Source organism: Sandarakinorhabdus oryzae, assembly GCF_009733735.1.
GTDB classification, from domain to species: domain Bacteria; phylum Pseudomonadota; class Alphaproteobacteria; order Sphingomonadales; family Sphingomonadaceae; genus Sandarakinorhabdus; species Sandarakinorhabdus oryzae.
In genome coordinates this window covers 1-17,224 of the sequence record NZ_WNJP01000014.1, presented here as the reverse complement: position 1 = coordinate 17,224, position 17,224 = coordinate 1, and the positions used below count along the sequence as shown (strand labels likewise).

The 17,224-nt window shown below is 65.1% G+C and carries 16 protein-coding genes and 1 pseudogene; 1 reads left to right on the top strand and 16 read right to left on the bottom strand.

The features are described 5' to 3' along the window. Nucleotides 1-20: 20 nt before the first annotated feature. Nucleotides 21-1,250 (bottom strand): hypothetical protein, encoded by a 1,230-nt coding sequence (locus tag GJ693_RS02830; RefSeq protein ID WP_156254819.1) that lies wholly within the window; start codon nt 1,248-1,250, stop codon nt 21-23. Between the two features lie 184 nt (nt 1,251-1,434). Between GJ693_RS02830 and GJ693_RS02825 the strand changes: the two genes are divergently transcribed. Further along, nucleotides 1,435-2,124: a lysoplasmalogenase family protein gene (locus GJ693_RS02825; RefSeq protein ID WP_156254818.1), complete on the top strand. Its 690-nt coding sequence runs from the start codon at nt 1,435-1,437 to the stop codon at nt 2,122-2,124. Here GJ693_RS02825 and gyrA read toward each other — a convergent pair. The 15 genes and pseudogenes from gyrA to GJ693_RS02750 all read right to left on the bottom strand — a co-directional run. Then, nucleotides 2,121-4,829, bottom strand: coding sequence for a DNA gyrase subunit A (gene gyrA, locus GJ693_RS02820; protein WP_156254817.1), 2,709 nt, complete (start codon nt 4,827-4,829; stop codon nt 2,121-2,123). The two genes, GJ693_RS02825 and gyrA, sit on opposite strands and share 4 nt — an antisense overlap. A 105-nt stretch (nt 4,830-4,934) precedes the next feature. Continuing rightward, complete coding sequence (gene nuoF / locus GJ693_RS02815) at nt 4,935-6,239, bottom strand: NADH-quinone oxidoreductase subunit NuoF (protein WP_156254816.1); 1,305 nt, start codon at nt 6,237-6,239, stop codon at nt 4,935-4,937. Further along, nucleotides 6,239-6,832, bottom strand: a complete 594-nt coding sequence (nuoE, locus tag GJ693_RS02810; RefSeq protein WP_197041918.1) for an NADH-quinone oxidoreductase subunit NuoE — start codon at nt 6,830-6,832, stop codon at nt 6,239-6,241. Before nuoE ends, nuoF begins: the two co-directional genes overlap by 1 nt. Further along, nucleotides 6,829-7,161, bottom strand: coding sequence for a nuclear transport factor 2 family protein (locus tag GJ693_RS02805; RefSeq protein ID WP_268893144.1), 333 nt, complete (start codon nt 7,159-7,161; stop codon nt 6,829-6,831). Before GJ693_RS02805 ends, nuoE begins: the two co-directional genes overlap by 4 nt. Beyond that, on the bottom strand, nt 7,158-8,402 hold the full coding sequence (locus GJ693_RS02800) for an NADH-quinone oxidoreductase subunit D (RefSeq protein ID WP_408014531.1): 1,245 nt from the start codon (nt 8,400-8,402) through the stop codon (nt 7,158-7,160). The genes GJ693_RS02805 and GJ693_RS02800 overlap by 4 nt, the downstream gene beginning before the upstream one ends. A 5-nt stretch (nt 8,403-8,407) precedes the next feature. Next, nucleotides 8,408-9,043: pseudogene (locus GJ693_RS02795) on the bottom strand (NADH-quinone oxidoreductase subunit C); the annotation flags it as partial. A 5-nt stretch (nt 9,044-9,048) separates the two neighbouring features. Continuing rightward, the gene (locus GJ693_RS02790) at nt 9,049-9,564 is read right to left on the bottom strand and encodes a NuoB/complex I 20 kDa subunit family protein (RefSeq protein ID WP_197041922.1); all 516 of its coding nucleotides are present in this window, start codon (nt 9,562-9,564) and stop codon (nt 9,049-9,051) included. A gap of 23 nt (nt 9,565-9,587) precedes the next feature. Next, a complete protein-coding gene (gene ndhC, locus GJ693_RS02785; RefSeq protein WP_156254813.1) occupies nt 9,588-9,965 on the bottom strand; it encodes an NADH-quinone oxidoreductase subunit A in 378 nt (125 codons plus the stop codon). Between the two features lie 289 nt (nt 9,966-10,254). Next, nucleotides 10,255-11,052: an inositol monophosphatase family protein gene (locus GJ693_RS02780; protein WP_156254812.1), complete on the bottom strand. Its 798-nt coding sequence runs from the start codon at nt 11,050-11,052 to the stop codon at nt 10,255-10,257. Between the two features lie 334 nt (nt 11,053-11,386). Then, a complete protein-coding gene (locus GJ693_RS02775; protein ID WP_156254811.1) occupies nt 11,387-12,238 on the bottom strand; it encodes a DUF5694 domain-containing protein in 852 nt (283 codons plus the stop codon). A gap of 59 nt (nt 12,239-12,297) precedes the next feature. Next, entirely contained in the window at nt 12,298-12,984 is a 687-nt protein-coding gene (gene thiE, locus GJ693_RS02770) for a thiamine phosphate synthase (RefSeq protein WP_156254810.1), read from the bottom strand. An 8-nt stretch (nt 12,985-12,992) separates the two neighbouring features. Continuing rightward, a complete protein-coding gene (locus GJ693_RS02765) occupies nt 12,993-13,907 on the bottom strand; it encodes a class I fructose-bisphosphate aldolase (RefSeq protein WP_156254809.1) in 915 nt (304 codons plus the stop codon). A 12-nt stretch (nt 13,908-13,919) separates the two neighbouring features. Continuing rightward, a complete protein-coding gene (locus GJ693_RS02760; protein WP_156254808.1) occupies nt 13,920-15,116 on the bottom strand; it encodes a phosphoglycerate kinase in 1,197 nt (398 codons plus the stop codon). Nucleotides 15,117-15,120: 4 nt separating this feature from the next. Continuing rightward, complete coding sequence (gap, locus tag GJ693_RS02755; RefSeq protein WP_156254807.1) at nt 15,121-16,128, bottom strand: type I glyceraldehyde-3-phosphate dehydrogenase; 1,008 nt, start codon at nt 16,126-16,128, stop codon at nt 15,121-15,123. Between the two features lie 15 nt (nt 16,129-16,143). Then, nucleotides 16,144-17,224, bottom strand: a 1,081-nt coding sequence (locus tag GJ693_RS02750) for a transketolase-like TK C-terminal-containing protein (protein WP_328598813.1), incomplete at its 5' end; no start/stop codon positions are given.

Here is a 17,224-nt window from a genome sequence, read left to right as displayed (position 1 = left end):
AATCAGCGCTGGGTGTCGGCTCAGGCGCCGGCCAGCGCCGTGTAGAATTGCGCGATCTGGGCGCGCGGACCCGCCTTGACGGCGGCAAAGGCGGCCTTGGCGCCTTCCTTGTCCCCCATCTTGAGCAGCGCGGCGCCCATGCGCAGGTTCACCGTGTCCTGATCAATGGCGGCATTGCCGAGCAGGCCCTTGTAGAAGGTGACGGCGCGATCATTCTGGCCCAGATTGGCCAGCGTGTCGGCAACGACCAGGCCGATGCGCGGCGAGGTCTTGGCTTCCTTTTCCAGCGCCGGCAGACCGGCCTTGCTTTCGGCATTCTTGGACACCGCCAGCTTCACCGATTCCGACACGTTGGTCTTGCTCGGATCGAGCAGCTTCTTGGCGATGCCGTCCTTCAGCACCATGTCGGCTTCATTCGGCATGCCGCGATCCAGCGCCGCGTCGGAATATTCCAGGTAATTGTTGGCAGTCAGCATGGCATTGGCGGCCCACATCAGGCGGCCCCAATCCAGCAGCATGTTGTTGTCCATGTTGCCGGCGCGCTGCTTCACCAGCTCGATCGACAGGTTGAAGCTCTTGGGTTCCGGGAAGGCCTTCACCCAGCCGAGCAGCGCCGGCATGATCTTGTCGGCCATGTTGGTGTCGATGGCGGTCTGGGCGCGGAATTCATACCAGCTGCGATCGGCCTTCTGGCCGGCGGCTTCGCGCAGACCGATTGCCTTGGTCAGCAGTTCATACACGCGCGGCTTGTTGTTGAGCGCGGCGTTGACGCTGGCGGCCTGCACGATGATGTCCACATCGTCGGGCTTCTGGCCCATGTAGAATTCATACCATTTCCAGGCCTTCTGATAATCCTTGCGGTTGGACGCGAGGCCAGCAACGAACTTGGAGAAGGTCACCTTCTCTTCATTCGTGATCGACGGCGCCTCGACCGCTTCGGTCAGCGCCTCTTCCAGCTTCACATTGTCCTTCAGATTCTGGGCCGAGAACAGCTTGAGCTTCGCCATGATCAGCGCATCGTCCTTCTCGACGCGCGGCACCGAGGCGGCTTCGGCGATCTTGGCCAGCGCGCCGGCATGGTCACCGGCGGTCTGCAGCTTCTGCACGGCCACGACCACGGCCAGGATCGGCTTCGAAAGCTTCGGCGGCGCCGGCTTTTCAGCAGGCTTCTGCGCCAGCGCCGGGCTGGCGACACCCACAGCGGTGCCGGTCATCAGCACCAGCGCCAGGGCGGTTGCAATCGTCCTCATTCATGCCTCCCACAAGGATCTTTTGGCCTCAACTCATGCCGGGTTGGGCTAAGCCGTCGTCGCTTCCGCGTCAACCGGTCACACACACCGTAGGCCGGCCCAATATCGCGCTCAACATGAACAATGAGTGAGTTTGGCCGCCAAGCCTTGCCCTCCCCGCCGCCACGGGCGAGACTGTTCAGCGATGCCGGCCTTCGTCGCCTCGTTGCCGCTGGCCGGCCTGCCGCTCGGCTTTCGCGCCGGGCTGGCGACATCGCTGGCCGCGGGCCTTGCCTTCCTGCTGCTCGCCCCCTTGATCGACGGCCCTGTGCAGACCGCGCTGAAAGGCAGCGGCGTTGCCCTGCTGGCGCTTTCGGCCTGGCAATTGAAGGCGCCGGGCGCCCGCGTGCTGGCCGCGATCATGGCGCTGGGCGCGCTGGGCGACGTGCTGCTGGAGTTGCCGGGCCTGTTCATCGCCGGCGCCGCCAGCTTTGCCGCCGGGCATGCCGTCGCCATCGCCTTCTATGCCCGCCACCGCCGCGACGCCGCCGTGCGTGACCGGCTGATCGCCGCCAGCCTCATCCTCTATGGCCTCATCATGCCGCCGCTGCTCACCCCGGCCAGCCAGCCCTGGGGCTTGACCATGGTCTATGCGGTGCTGCTCACCGGCATGGCCGCCAGCCTGTGGCTCAGTCGCTTCCCGCGGCTGGCGGCGCTGGGTGCCATCGCCTTCGTGCTGTCCGACACCATCCTGGTGCTGCGCATGGGCGGCGGGCACCTCGTGGGGCCGGTGGTGGACGGCGCCCTTGTCTGGGCGCTCTATTTCGGCGGCCAGTGGCTGATCACGCTTGGCGTTGGCCGCGGACTGCTGGCCCGGGCGGCGCGCGTCGCTTAGGCTTCGCTGCCCGCCCCGTCGTCAGCGGCATCACCCGCGTCATCGCCGCCCGCATCCTCACCATCCGACGGGATCAGCGCGGCCGAGACGACATGCTCGTCATCCGCCACCTTGAACAGGGTCACCCCCTGTGCGGCCCGGCCCATGATGCGGATATCGCCGACGCGCAGCCGGATCAGCTTGGCCTGGTCGGTCACCAGCATGACATCGTCACCATCGCGCGCAGTGAAGCTGGCCAGCACATCGCCGTTGCGATCGCTTTCGGCGATGTTGCGGATGCCCTGCCCGCCGCGACCCGACTGGCGATATTCGAACGCCGATGAACGCTTGCCAAAGCCGTTGGCGGTCACCGTCAGGATGAACTCCTCAGCCGCCGCGAACTGGGCCATGCGGGTTTCGGACAGCACACGCTCGCCCGGCTCCGCTTTCCAGGCCGCCGCCTTCAGATAATCCTCGCGCTCTTCGGTGCTGGCCTCAAAGCCCTTGAGGATCGCCATGGAAACGACCTCGTCGCCCGCCGCCAGCGTCATGCCACGCACACCCGTCGAGGTGCGGGACACGAACTCGCGCACGTCATCGACCGGGAAGCGGATGGCCTTGCCGCTCTTCGCCGCGAGGAAGCAATCATCGGCCTCGTCACACAGCGCCACGCCGATAAGCCGGTCATCATCGCCGTCCTCAAAGCGGATGGCGAGCTTGCCGGCCGTCGGCACGTTGGTGAAACTGTCCATGGCGTTGCGGCGCACGCTGCCGTGGGCCGTCGCGAACATCACGTGCAGCCGGCCCCATTCGGTCTCGTCCTCCGGCAGCGCCAGGGTGGTGATGATCGTCTCGCCCTCGGCCAACGGCAGCAGATTGTTGATCGGCTTGCCCTTGGCCTGCGGGCCGCCCTGCGGCAGGCGCCAGACCTTCAGGCGATAAACCTTGCCGGCGGTGGAGAAGAACAGCACCGGATTGTGGGTGGAGGTGACAAACAGCGTCGTCACCGCATCCTCGTCCTTGGTGGCCATGGCGTTGCGGCCCTTGCCGCCGCGGCCCTGGGCGCGATATTCGGCCAGCGCCACCCGCTTGATCCAGCCATCGCGGGTCACGGTCACCACCATGTCCTCGCGCTCGATCAGGTCCTCGTCGTCGATGTCTTCGGCGTTGAACACCAGTTCGGTGCGGCGCTTGGATTGGAACTCGTCAGCCACTCCATCCAGCTCGCTGCGCAGCACGGTGCGCAGGCGCACGCGGCTGGTCAGGATTTCGAGCAGGTCGGCGATGCTGTCCGCCAGTTCGCGCAATTCGCTGCCGATCTCGTCACGGCCCAGCGCCGTGAGCTTGTTGAGCCGCAGATCGAGGATAGCGCGCACCTGCGCATCCGAAAGCCGGATGGTCGGCGCGTCGACATCCACGGTGCCGGCTTCGACCAACGCCAGATAGGGGCGGATTTCCGTGGCATCCCAGTCGCGCGCCATCAGCGTCTCGCGCGCGTCGGACGGGCTGGCGCTGGCGCGGATGATGCGCACCACTTCATCCAGGTTGGCCACCGCGATGACCAGGCCGATCAACAGGTGCGCCCGCTCGCGCGCCTTCATCAGCTCGTGCTTGGAGCGGCGGGTGATGACCTGTTCGCGGAACTCGACAAAGGCGTGGATGATGTCCTTCAGGCCCATCAGTTCCGGGCGGCCGCCGCGGATGGCCAGCATGTTGATGGCAAAGCTCTGCTGCGCCGGCGTGTGGCGCCACAACTGGTTCAGCACCACGTCCGGCGTCGCGTCGCGCTTCAGGTCGAGCACGATGCGCACGCCTTCGCGGTTGGATTCGTCGCGCAGGTCAGACACGCCCTCGATGCGCTTGTCCTTCACCGCTTCGGCGATCTTTTCCACCAGCGCGTTCTTGCCCTGCTGGAAAGGAATCTCGGTCAGCACGATGGCGCGCTTCTCGCCGCGGCCTTCCTCAACCACGTGGCGCGAACGGATACGGATGCTGCCGCGCCCGGTCTCATAGGCCTGTTTGAGCTGGCTCGAGCCCAGGATGATGCCGCCGGTCGGGAAATCCGGCGCCGGCAGATGGTGCATCAGGCCTTCGACACTGATCATCGGGTCATCAAGCCAGGCGCGGACCGCGTCGATCACTTCATTCAGGTTGTGCGGCGGGATGTTGGTCGCCATGCCGACCGCGATGCCGCCGGCGCCGTTGACCAGCAGGTTGGGGAAACGCGCCGGCAACACGGTCGGCTCGTTTTCCGAACCGTCGTAATTGGGCACGTAATCGACCGTGTCTTTCTCGATATCGGCGAGCAGCGCTTCGGCCGATTTCGCCAGCCGCGCTTCGGTATAGCGCATGGCCGCCGGGGCATCCGGGTCCATCGATCCGAAATTGCCCTGACCGTCGATCAGCGGCAGCCGCATCGACCAATCCTGCACCATGCGCGCCAACGCGTCATAGATCGCGCTGTCACCGTGCGGGTGATATTTGCCCATCACGTCGCCGACGATGCGCGCCGATTTGCGATAGGGCTTGGCGTGGGTGAAGCCGTTTTCGTAGCTGCCCCACAGGATGCGCCGGTGCACCGGTTTCAGGCCATCACGCACATCCGGCAGCGCGCGCGAAACGATGACCGACATGGCATAATCAAGGAAACTCGTCCGCATTTCCGAAACGATGGAAATGGGCTTGATATCGGGCTCGCCGGCGGGGGGTGTAGTGGTTGATTCCATTGTGCTTTTCTTGGCTCTTCCAGGCAGGCTTCAAATGCCTGTCTGGATTAGGGGAAAGCCGGGAAAAAGGCCAGTGGAAAGGGGCGATTTTCGCTCCCTGAAGCGTTACTCCGCCGCCACCGCGTGCGGCACCTGCACGAAGCCCTTGCGCTTCGCGATCCGCGCCTCGATTTCCGGACGGAAATGCCGGATCAGGCCCTGGATCGGCCAGGCGGCGGCATCACCCAGCGCGCAGATGGTGTGACCTTCGACCTGGGTGGTCACGTCGAGCAGCATGTCGATCTCGTGTGGTTCAGCATCGCCAGTGACCAGCCGTTCCATCACCCGCCACATCCAGCCGGTGCCTTCGCGGCACGGCGTGCACTGGCCGCAGCTTTCATGCTTGTAGAAATAGCTCAGCCGCGCAATCGCCCGCACGATGTCGGTGGACTTGTCCATCACGATCACGGCGGCGGTGCCGAGGCCGGACTTGAGGTCGCGGAGGCCATCGAAATCCATCGGCGCGTCGATGATCTGGTGCGCCGGCACCAGCGGCACGGAAGAGCCGCCGGGGATCACCGCCAGCAGATTGTCCCACCCGCCCTTGATGCCGCCGCAATGCGTGTCGACCAGCTCGCGGAACGGCAGACCCATGGCTTCTTCCACCACGCACGGCCGGTTCACATGGCCGCTGATCTGGAACAGCTTGGTGCCTTCATTCTTGGGCCGGCCGATGGCGGCAAACCATTCCGGGCCACGGCGCAGGATGGTCGGCACCACGGCGATGCTCTCGACATTGTTCACCGTCGTCGGGTTGCCATAGAGGCCGGCGCCGGCCGGGAACGGCGGCTTCAGGCGCGGCTGCCCCTTCTTGCCTTCCAGGCTCTCAATCATCGCGGTTTCTTCGCCGCAGATATACGCCCCGCCGCCGCGGTGGACGACGACATCGAAATCATAGCCCGTCCCGCAGGCGTTCCTGCCGATCAGCCCGGCGGCATAAGCCTCCTGCACGGCGGCCATCAGCACCTTGGCTTCAGCGATATATTCGCCGCGGATATAGATGAAGGCGGCGCGCGCGCGCATGGCAAAGCCGGCGATCAGCGCGCCTTCGATCAGCTTGTGCGGATCATGGCGGATGATCTCGCGGTCCTTGCAGCTGCCGGGTTCGGATTCATCGGCATTGACCACCAGGTAGGACGGCCGGTCCGGGTTCGGCGTCTTGGGCATGAAGCTCCACTTCATGCCCGTCGGGAAGCCGGCGCCGCCGCGCCCGCGCAGGCCGCTGGCCTTGATCGCGTCGATCAGCGCATCCGGGCCAACGCTCATGAGATCCTTGGTGTCCGCCCAGTCGCCGCGCTTCTTCGCGGCATCAAGGGTCCACGGCTGGAAACCATAGAGATTGGTGAAGATGCGATCCTTGTCGGCCAGCATCACACCATCTCCTGCAAGGTCGTCGGACCGCCTTCGGGACAGGACGCGGTGCGGCCAATCTGGCTGCCCACCGTCGGCTCCTCGCCCCGCGCCAGCATCTCCAGGATTGCGGTCATGCTGTCGTAGGTCAGGTCTTCATAATTATGATCGTTGATCTGCACCATCGGCGCGTTGGCACAGGCGCCCAGGCACTCGACTTCGGTCAGGGTGAACAGGCCATCATCGGTGGTGCCATATTTCTTCAGGCCCTTGTCCTTGCAGGCCTTCAATATGTCATCACTGCCGCGCAGCATGCACGGCGTGGTGCCGCACACCTGCACATGATAGCGGCCGATCGGCTTCAGATTGTACATGGTGTAGAAGCTGGCGACCTCGTAGGCGCGAATATAGGGCATGCCCACCTGGTTGGCGACAAACTCGATCACCGGTACCGGCAGCCAGGCAACACCGGTTTCATCGCGCACTTGATATTGCGCCAGCCACAACAGCGGCATGATCGCGCTGGCCTGCCGGCCGGGCGGATACAGGCCGAAGATGCGCTGCGCTTCGGCGGCGTTGGCTTCGGTCCAGCTGAAATCGGTAAAGTCGCTCACCGGATGAACTCCACGCGGCTGCACAGGTCGCCCTCGAAACTATAGACGCTCATCACCTCGAACGGCTCGCCGTCGGCTGTGCGCCACACCTTCTCGTGCAGCACGGCGAACGGGCCCAGCTCATAACCGGTGATGATCTCGGCGCGATTTTCGGGGAACTGGGCAAACATCGCCTTCAGCCCCGCCCGCACGCCCTCTTTCCCATCGCGCAGCACCGCGCCGCGATAGCCGGCTTCCACCGCATCATCGGTCATCAACGCCACATAGGAATCGGCATCCTGCGCGTTGTAATGCGCGATCATCGCCTCGGCGATGGCGAGCTTCGTCACCGGTCCACCTCGCCGAACACGATGTCGAGGCTGCCCAGCACCGCCGGCGCGTCGGCCAGCAGATGGCCCTTGCACAGGAAATCCATCGCCTGCAGGTGTGCCATGCCCGTCGCGCGGATGTGACAACGCCACGGCTTGTTGGTGCCATCGGCCACCATGTAGATGCCGAACTCGCCCTTGGGGCTTTCGGTCGCCACATAGGCTTCGCCGGCCGGCACATGCAGCCCTTCGGTGTAGAGCTTGAAATGGTGGATCAGCGCTTCCATCGAGCGCTTCATTTCCGAACGCGACGGCGGCGCCACCTTGCGGTTGTCGGTGATGTGCTTGCCGGCCGGCATGTCCTTCACGCACTGGCGGATGATCTTCAGGCTTTCGCGCATTTCGGCCATGCGCACCATGAAACGGGCATAGCAGTCGCCATCGGTGGAGACCGGCACGTCGAAATCCACCAGGTGATAGGCGTCATAGGGCTGGCTCTTGCGCAGATCCCAGGCGACGCCGCTGGCGCGCAGGCACGGCCCGGTGAAGCCCATGCGGATGGCGTCTTCCTTGGAAATCACGCCGACATCGACATTGCGCTGCTTGAAGATGCGGTTGTCGGCCACCAGGCCCTGCATCTCGTCGAGCACCTTGGGGAAGCCATCACACCAGGCGATGATGTCTTCGAGCAAGCCGGCCGGCAGATCCTGATGCACGCCGCCCGGCCGGAACCAGGCCGCGTGGAAGCGCGCGCCGCTGACGCGCTCATAGAATTCCATCAGCTTTTCGCGTTCCTCGAACAGCCACAGGATCGGCGTCATCGCGCCCACGTCCATGGCGTGCGCGGTGGTGTTCATGATGTGGTTGAGGATGCGGGTGATCTCGGCAAACAGCGTGCGGATGTACTTGGCCCTGAGCGGAACCTCGATGCCGGCCAGTTTCTCGATGGCCAGCACATAGCTGTGCTCCATGCACATCGGCGACACGTAATCGAGGCGGTCCATGTAGGGCAGCGCCTGCAGATAGGTCTTGTATTCGATCAATTTCTCGGTGCCGCGGTGGAGCAGGCCGATGTGCGGGTCGCAGCGTTCGATCAGCTCGCCGTCCAGTTCCATCACCAGGCGCAGCACGCCGTGCGCCGCCGGGTGCTGCGGCCCGAAATTGATCATGTAGTTCTGGATCTCGTTGCCGTCCTTGGCGGGCAGCACGTCGATGGTGTCGTCAGCCGTCCACGCGGCGCCAGCGGAACCGAGACTGCTCATTTTCCTGCCTTTTCATCGCCCGGCAGCACATAGTCCGTGCCTTCCCAGGGGCTGAGGAAATCGAAGCTGCGGAAATCCTGGGCCAGCTTCACCGGCTCATAAACCACGCGCTTGTGCTCTTCCGACCAGCGCAGCTCGACATGGCCGGTCAGCGGGAAATCCTTGCGGAACGGATGGCCTTCAAAGCCATAGTCCGTCAAAATGCGGCGCATGTCGGGATTGCCGGCAAACATCACGCCATAACAATCCCAAGTCTCGCGCTCGTACCAGCCGGCGTTGGGCCAGACCTCGACCAGCGACGGCACCGGGGCGTGGCCATCGGTCGAGACCTTCACCCGCAGCCGCAGATTGAGCGCCATCGACAGCAGATGCACCACCACCTCGAAGCGTTCGGCCCGCTCCGGATAATCGGCGCCGCAAATGTCGATGAGCTGGTTGAGCCTGAGGTCGGGCGCATCGCGCAGCTTGGTCACCACCTCCACCAGCCGGTCACGCTGCACGAGCACGCTGGTTTCGCCAGCATGCGCGATCACTTCGATCAGCGCATCGCCGAGCAGTTCGGCCAACCGGTCCTTCAGCCCATCGTGCGTGGCCATCACCGGCCAGCTGTGCTTGCCCACTTCAGGTGCAACGATGCCCATGGCGCTTACCGTTCAAACACGCCGACGCGGCGGATCTTCCGCTGCAGGGCCAGGATGCCATAAAGCAGCGCTTCGGCGGTCGGCGGGCAGCCAGGCACATAGATGTCCACCGGCACGATCCGGTCACACCCGCGCACCACCGAATAGCTGTAGTGATAATAGCCGCCACCATTGGCGCAGCTGCCCATGGAAATCACATAGCGCGGCTCGGCCATCTGGTCATAAACGCGGCGCAGCGCCGGGGCCATTTTGTTGCACAAGGTGCCGGCCACGATCATCACGTCCGACTGGCGCGGCGAGGCGCGCGGGGCGACACCGAACCGCTCCAGGTCATAACGCGGCATGTTGGTGTGCATCATCTCGACCGCGCAGCAGGCGAGGCCAAAGGTCATCCACCACAGGCTGCCGGTGCGCGCCCAGTGGAACAGGTCTTCGGTCGAGGTGACAAGGAAGCCCTTGTCCGCCACTTCCTGACTCACATCGCCAAGGAAGAGGTCGCGATTATTCTCCGGCAGCGCAATCGCGCCAGAATTTTCAGGCACGATCACTCCCACTCCAGTGCTCCCACCTTCCAGGCATAAACCAGGCCAATGGCCAGCTCGCCGAGGAATTCCATCATCGCCCACCAGGCGCTTTCCCCGCCCCAGTGCAGGCTGACCGCCCACGGGAACAGGAAGGCCGCTTCCAGATCGAAGACGATGAACAGGATTGCCACCAGGTAGAATTGCACATCGAACTTGGTGCGCGCATCGGAAAAGGCGGGGAAGCCGCTTTCATATTCCGACAATTTCACCGCTTCCGGCTTGGCCGTGCCGGTGAGGGCCGATACCGCGATCGGCACACTGACGAAGATCAGCGCGAAGGCGATGCCCACTGCGAAGAACAGCAGCACCGGCAGATAGTCTGAGGCAATGGCCGACATGGCCTGGGGGCTTCCAACAGCTGTTGCGATGCACTTGGGTTTAGCCGCCCTGCTGCGCTGCGGCAACCTCTGGCGGCCAAAAAATGCGACATTTTGTCAAGGCTGCGGCGTTGGCGGAGCCACCACACACCCAATATCGTCACCCCGGCGAAAGCCGGGGCCCATCGCCCAGGCGTCCCCACGTGCACAATCGTCGGGTCGCATGACGATTGGCTCTCACACCCCGAAACGCGCGAAGCCGATCAGTGCGGGCGATGGGCCCCGGCTTTCGCCGGGGTGACGGGTGATATCAGCGTAGCGCGCCCGCCACGATCTTGTGCAGGCGCGACTGGATGGACTGGTTGCCGGCGATGATCTCGCGGCGGCCGACCATGCCATCGCTGCCGCGGAAATCGCTGACGAAGCCGCCGGCTTCCTTGATCAGCAGGATGCCCGCCGCAATGTCCCAATAAGAGAGACCGGTTTCCCAGAAGCCATCGAAGCGCCCGGCCGCCACCCAGGCCAGATCGAGACTGGCGGCGCCAAAGCGGCGCACACCGGCAACTTCCGGCATCACCGCATCCAATATGTTGCCGAACTGTTCGCGATTGCCATGGCCCTGATAGGGAATGCCGGTCGCCACCAGGCAATCATTCAGATCACGCCGGCCCGACACGCGCAGCCGCTGGGTCGAAAGCCAGGCACCGCGGCCCTTTTCCGCCCAATAGCTTTCGCCCGTCAGCGGCTGGTGGATCAGGCCGGCCGTCACCTCGCCATCGATTTCGGCGGCAATGGAAATGGCGAAATGCGGGATGCCGTGCAGGAAATTGGACGTGCCATCCAGCGGATCGACGATCCAGCGGCAGCGTTCATCCTCGCCCTTGATCTCGCCGCCTTCTTCCAGCAGCAGGCCCCAATCGGGCCGCGCGTGGCGCAGCACTTCGACCACGCTGGCTTCGGCGGCCTTGTCGGCATTGGACACGAAATCGGCCGGGCCCTTGCGGCTGACCTGCAGTGCATCCACTTCCCCGAAATCGCGGCGCAGCTTGGGCGCGGCCTTGCGCGCGGCCTTTTCCATGACGGTGATGAGCGACGAATGGGCGACCATGGCAATATCCTTGGGCCAGCAGGCGCCGGCCGCAGTACGGGGAACAGGGATGCGAAAGAGCGAGGCGGCCTTAGCGGATGCGGGCGGCGTGGGCAAGGCAGAGCCGCAATCCGTCACTCTTCTGCCCCGCTAGCAGGGAAAGGGCCGACTGCATTGCTCCCCTCCCTGCTGGCAGGGAGGGGTCGGGGGAGGGTCTTTCCCGGCTGCACGGAGCCCGGCCGGCAAGCACCCTCCCCCGGCCCCTCCCTTTGCAAGGGAGGGGAGCAGGTCGGGCCACGCCCTGCACGGCTCCCCTGCTGCAATCAACGGGGGTTGGGGGTGGGAATATTCGCCCTCAGCGCGCCTTCTTCAGATAGGGCATGGCATCCACATCAACATAGCCGGGCGTGTGCCGCGCGAAGTGGCGCAGCCAGAACAGGTGGCCGCTGCCATAGATCACCAGCACGCGGTCTCCGGGTTGCGAGGCCTGCATCAGCTTGCCGAAGATCTTGGCATTCCTGAGATACCACATGGCGTTGAGGTCGGCCCCGCTCTGATCATCGCGGTCGCCAATGCCCAGCGCGCCGTAATAATAATCCATCTTGCCCTGCAGCCCGTTGGGATCGTTCATGCGCGCCAGCAGCTGGCCGACACTGCTTGTCTTCTGTGCGGCCTCGAAATCCTTCAGCCAGGCGCCGACCTCACCGTTCAGCCGCTCCAGCACCGGCGTCTGGCCCAGCCGCTGCGCGGTGGCCTCCAGCTTGCCATAGGGGAAATAGTCGGGCTCGCCGGGGCCCGGCTGTTCATCAATGCCCTGCACCGCGGTCAATCCGGCCAGCCGGGCGATGCGATAGCCGATCTGCACTGTCTCGTTGGCGCGGCTGGCCAGCATGGCGGCGTCGAACGTCGCGTAATCCGGCACGGCAAAGCCCGGCTCATTGCTCTGCCGTTCCACCATCACCCTGGTCGGGCGAAAGGCGAGGATGGCCTCAGCCACGCGCTGCAATTCGGCCTGCCGCTGCGGTGTGAGCACCGAATCCGCCTTCATGTTGTTGATATCAAGGCCGGGATTGCCGAAATGATAGGTGCCCAGCACCATCACCTGCACGGGTGGCGGAGCGGCTGGCGGCTTGGCCTTTGGCTGGGCTGCAACCGCCACCCCGATCAGCCCCAAGGCCAGCACCCCTGCCCTGATCGCCCACTGCATGATGCCCTCCTGTATTGCAATAGCAATACAGTGGCCGGTTCACATGCTGACGTCAAGGCTTACCAGCCCAGCACGTCTCCAAACGCCTTCACCCCGGCCCCCGGACCGCCTTCATGCTCCCACACGGCGCGCACCACCGCGATGAAATCGGCGCCGGCCGCCACCAACGGCGCGGCGTTGTGCGGGAAGATGCCGCCAATGGCGACGCAGGGCAGCTGGCTGAGCGTGATCCACCAGCTGAGGATGTCCGGCGTCGGCCGGTAATGGCTGGGCTTGGTGGTGGTGTCGTAAAAGGCCCCGAAGGCGACATAATCGGCGCCCTGCTCGCCGGCTTCCATGGCGAGGTGGCGGCTGTCGTGGCAGGTGCGGCCGATCTGCGCCTCTCGGCCCAACAGCGCGCGGGCCTCGGCGATGCCGCCATCGCCCTGCCCGAGGTGCACGCCATCGGCGCCGGCCTGCCTGGCGAGATCGGCGCGATCATTCAGGATGAAGGCCACATCCGCAGACTTGCACACCGGCAGCAACGCTTCGCAGGCGCGCAGCACCTCGTCGTCGCTCACGTCCTTCAGCCGCAGCTGGAACGCCGCCACCGGGCCGGCATCGAGCGCCGCCTTCAGGCTGTCGGTGAAGGCCGGAATCGCGATCCGCGCCGGTGAGATGACATAGAGCTGGCACGGCGGCCGCTCGTCCTGTTCGAAACGGTCGGCGAAATCGGCGGGCAGCGGAACCAGTTCGTCGTCGGTCACGGCGCGGTTCAGGCCTTGCCCAGATAGATATCGACGATCTTGTCCAGCATCGCCATCGCCTCGGCGCGCGGGCGCTGGAAGGTGTTGCGGCCGATGATGCTGCCGTTGCCGCCACCGTCACGGATCGCCACCGCATCGCTGAACACCGCATCGGTGCCCTTGGTGGCGCCGCCGGAGAACACCACCAGGCGGCGACCGTTCAGGCAGGACTTCACGACATGGGCGACGCGGCTGGACAGTGCCGACCAGTCACCGCCCTCATAGGCCTTCACCGCATCCTTCTGCTCGATGTGGGCGGTCGGCAGCTTTACCTTGATGATGTGCGCGCCGAGCAGTGCCGCCATGTGCGCAGCATAGGCGCCAACGTCGAGCGCCAGTTCACCGTCCTTCGTCAGATTGCCGCCGCGCGGGTAACTCCACAGCACGGTGGCAAGGCCGACCGACTTGGCTTCGGCGGCCAATTCGCGGAACTCCTCCATCATGTCGAACACGTCGTCGGCACCCGGATAGATGGTGAAGCCGATGGCCGCGCAGCCCAGCCGCAGCGCGTCGTCCACACCGCCGGTGACGGCCTGGTTGATGCCGGTGGCCCAGCTGTTCGAGCTGTTGACCTTGAGAATCGTCGGGATCTGGCCGGCGAACGTGTCGGCACCGGCTTCCAGCATGCCCAAGGGCGCGGCATAGGCCGACAGGCCGGCATCAATGGCGAGCTGATAGTGGTAATGCGGATCATAGGCTTCGGGGTTGGGCGCAAAGCTGCGCGCCGGGCCATGCTCGAAACCCTGGTCCACCGGCAGGATCACCATCTTCCCGGTGCCGCCCAGCCGGCCCTGCATCAGCATGCGCGCCAGATTGGCCTTGGTGCCGGGATTGTCGCTCTCGTAATTGGCGAGAATGGCCTTGACGGTGGGCGTGATCGACATGGCTTGCGTTCCTTATCCCTGTTGCAGCGCGACGACGCCCGGCAGCGCCTTGCCTTCCATCCACTCCAGGAAGGCGCCGCCGGCCGTGGAAATGAAACTGAAATCCTTGGTCACCCCGGCATGGGCCAGTGCCGCCACCGTGTCACCCCCACCGGCGACAGTGAGCAGGCTGCCGCCTTGCGTGAGCGCCGCTGCCGTGCGGGCCAGCGCCACGGTCGCGGCATCAAAGGGCGCGATCTCGAACGCGCCCAGCGGCCCGTTCCACACGCAGGTGGCGCAGGTCTTCAACGCATCGGCCAGCGCCTCGACCGCGGCCGGGCCGATATCCAGCACCATCTCGTCGGCCTGGATGTCGTGGATATTGGCGATGCGGCTCGCGGCATGCGCCTTGAACTCCCTGGCCACCACCACGTCATAGGGCAGGTGGATGGTGCAGCCGGCCTTCTCGGCCCGCGCCATGATATCAAGCGCCGTGTCCTTCAGCTCATGCTCGCACAGCGATTTGCCGACATCGATCCCGCGCGCCGCGAGGAAGGTGTTGGCCATGCCGCCGCCGATCATCAGGTGATCGACCTTTTCGACCAGGTGGGTGAGCACGTCGATCTTGCTCGACACTTTTGCGCCGCCAACCACCGCCGCAACGGGGCGCTTGGGCGTGCCGAGCGCGGCCTGCAGCGCCTTCAACTCGGCTTCCATCGTCCGCCCGGCAAAGGCCGGCAGCACGTGCGCCAGGCCTTCGGTGCTGGCATGGGCGCGGTGGGCGGCCGAAAAGGCGTCGTTGACGTAGAAATCGCCGGCCGCGGCGAGCGCGGCGACGAAGGCCGGATCATTGGCTTCCTCGCCGGCATGGAAACGCGTGTTCTCCAGCACCGCGATCCCGCCAGCGGGTAACGCCCGGACAACGTCCGTCACCGGCTGGCCCACGCAATCATCGGCAAAGGCCACCGGACGGCCCAGAACGGACGCCAATGCCAGCGAAATCGGCTTCAGGCTGTTCTTCTCGTCACGCCCCTTGGGGCGGCCAAAGTGCGACAGCACCAGCACCTTGGCACCGGCATCGGCCAGCGCCGATATGGTCGGCACGGCGGCGCGCAGACGGGTGTCGTCGCCAACACGGCCGTCGGCCATCGGCACATTGAGATCGGCGCGCACCAGCACAACCTTGCCCTGCAAGGCCGGCATGTCATCAATGGTGCAGAAGTTCGCCATTGTTTTACAGGAACTTGCCCATGGCGACGGCGGTATCGGCCATGCGGTTGGAGAAGCCCCATTCATTGTCGTACCAGGCCAGCACGCGCACCAGATTGCCGCCGATCACCGCGGTTTCCAGGCTGTCGACGGTGGACGAGGCCGGGCTGTGGTTGAAGTCGATCGACACCAGAGGCTCGACCGAGAAATCGAGGATACCCTTCAATGCGCCAGCGGAAGCCGCCGCAAGCGCCTGATTCACCTCATCTTTCGTCGTCGTCTTGGCGCTTTCGAAGGTCAGGTCCACCACCGAGACGTTGGGCGTCGGCACGCGGATGGCAGAACCATCCAGCTTGCCCTTCAATTGCGGCAGCACCTCGCCCACGGCACGCGCGGCGCCTGTCGTGGTGGGGATCATCGACAGCGCAGCGGCGCGGGCACGGCGCGGATCGTCATGAATCTGATCAAGAATCTTCTGATCGTTGGTATAGGCGTGCACCGTCGTCATCAGGCCCTTCACGATGCCGAACTCACGGTCCAGCACCATGGCGACCGGCGCCAGACAGTTGGTGGTGCACGAGGCGTTGGAAACGATATTGTGCTCGGCCGCCAGCTTGGCGTGGTTGACGCCGTAAACCACGGTCAGATCGACATTCTTGCCCGGGGCGGAGATCAGCACCTTCTTCGCACCGGCCGTGATATGGGCGCCGGCCTTGGCGGCATCGGTGAAGAAACCGGTGCATTCCAGGGCGATATCCACGCCCATGGCGGCATGCGGCAGCTTGGCCGGGTCACGCTCGGCAGTCACCGCGATGCGCTTGCCGTTCACCACGATGGCATCGCCATCCACGCTCACGCTGCCCGGAAAGGCGCCATGCACGCTGTCGCGCGCCAGCAGGCGGGCATTGGCTTGTGGCGAGGCGAGATCATTGATCGCCACAACCTCGATATCGGTGCGGCCGGATTCGATGATGGCGCGCAGCACGTTGCGGCCGATGCGCCCGAAGCCGTTGATTGCAACCTTCACAGCCATGTCCTTGGTCCTTCCTCAGCGGCCCAGTTGGGCCTTCACCCGCGCGGCAATCGCCGGCGCGGTCAATCCATATTCGGCATAGAGCCGATCGGCCGGCGCCGACGCGCCGAAATGATCAATGCCGATGTTGAGGCCGTCGCTGCCCGTCCAGCGTTCCCAGCCCATCGTCACCCCGGCTTCCACCGAGACCTTCAGCACACCGGCCGGCAGCACGTCGGCCTTGTAAGCCTCATCCTGCGCGGCGAAGACCTCCCAGCACGGCATCGAGACGACATCGCAGCCGATGCCATCAGCCTCCAGCAGCGCGGCCGCTTCGGCGACGATATGCACTTCCGAACCGGTGGCGATCAGCACGGCAGCGCGCGGCGCTGTCGCAGCCGTCAGGCGATACGCCCCCTTGGCCGAACGATTTTCCGCGACGTCGGTGCGCAGCGCCGGCAGATTCTGACGCGACAGCGCCAGGATTGAGGGACGGGTCTGCGCTTCGAGGGCACAGTTCCACGCCTCGGCGGTCTCCACCGCATCGGCCGGACGCCATACTGCCAGATTGGGCATGGCGCGCAAGCTTGCGAGATGCTCGATCGGCTGGTGGGTGGGGCCATCCTCGCCCAGGCCAATGCTGTCATGCGTGGCGACATGGATCACGCGGATCTGCTGGATGGCGGCCAGGCGGATGGCGTTGCGCATGTAATCGCTGAACACCAGGAAGGTGCCGCCATAGGGGATCACCCCGCCATGCAGCGCCATGCCGTTCATCGCCGCGGCCATGCCGAATTCGCGAATGCCATAATGCACATAGCGCCCGCTGTAATCATCAGCGGTGAACAGCGCCTGGCCCTTGGCCTTGGTGTTGTTCGATCCGGTCAGATCGGCCGAGCCGCCGAGCAGTTCGGGCAGCGCCGGCACCAGCGCGTCCAGCGCCATCTCGCTGGCCTTGCGCGTCGCCACCTTGGGCGGGGTGGCGGCAAGCCCGGCCATGTAGTCGGTGAAGACCGCACTGCCGCTGGCCGGCAGGCGGCCCGCCATGCGGCGGCTGAATTCGTCGGCGTGCGCGCTGGCGGCAAGCCGGGCTTCCCACTGGCTGCGCGCCGCAGCA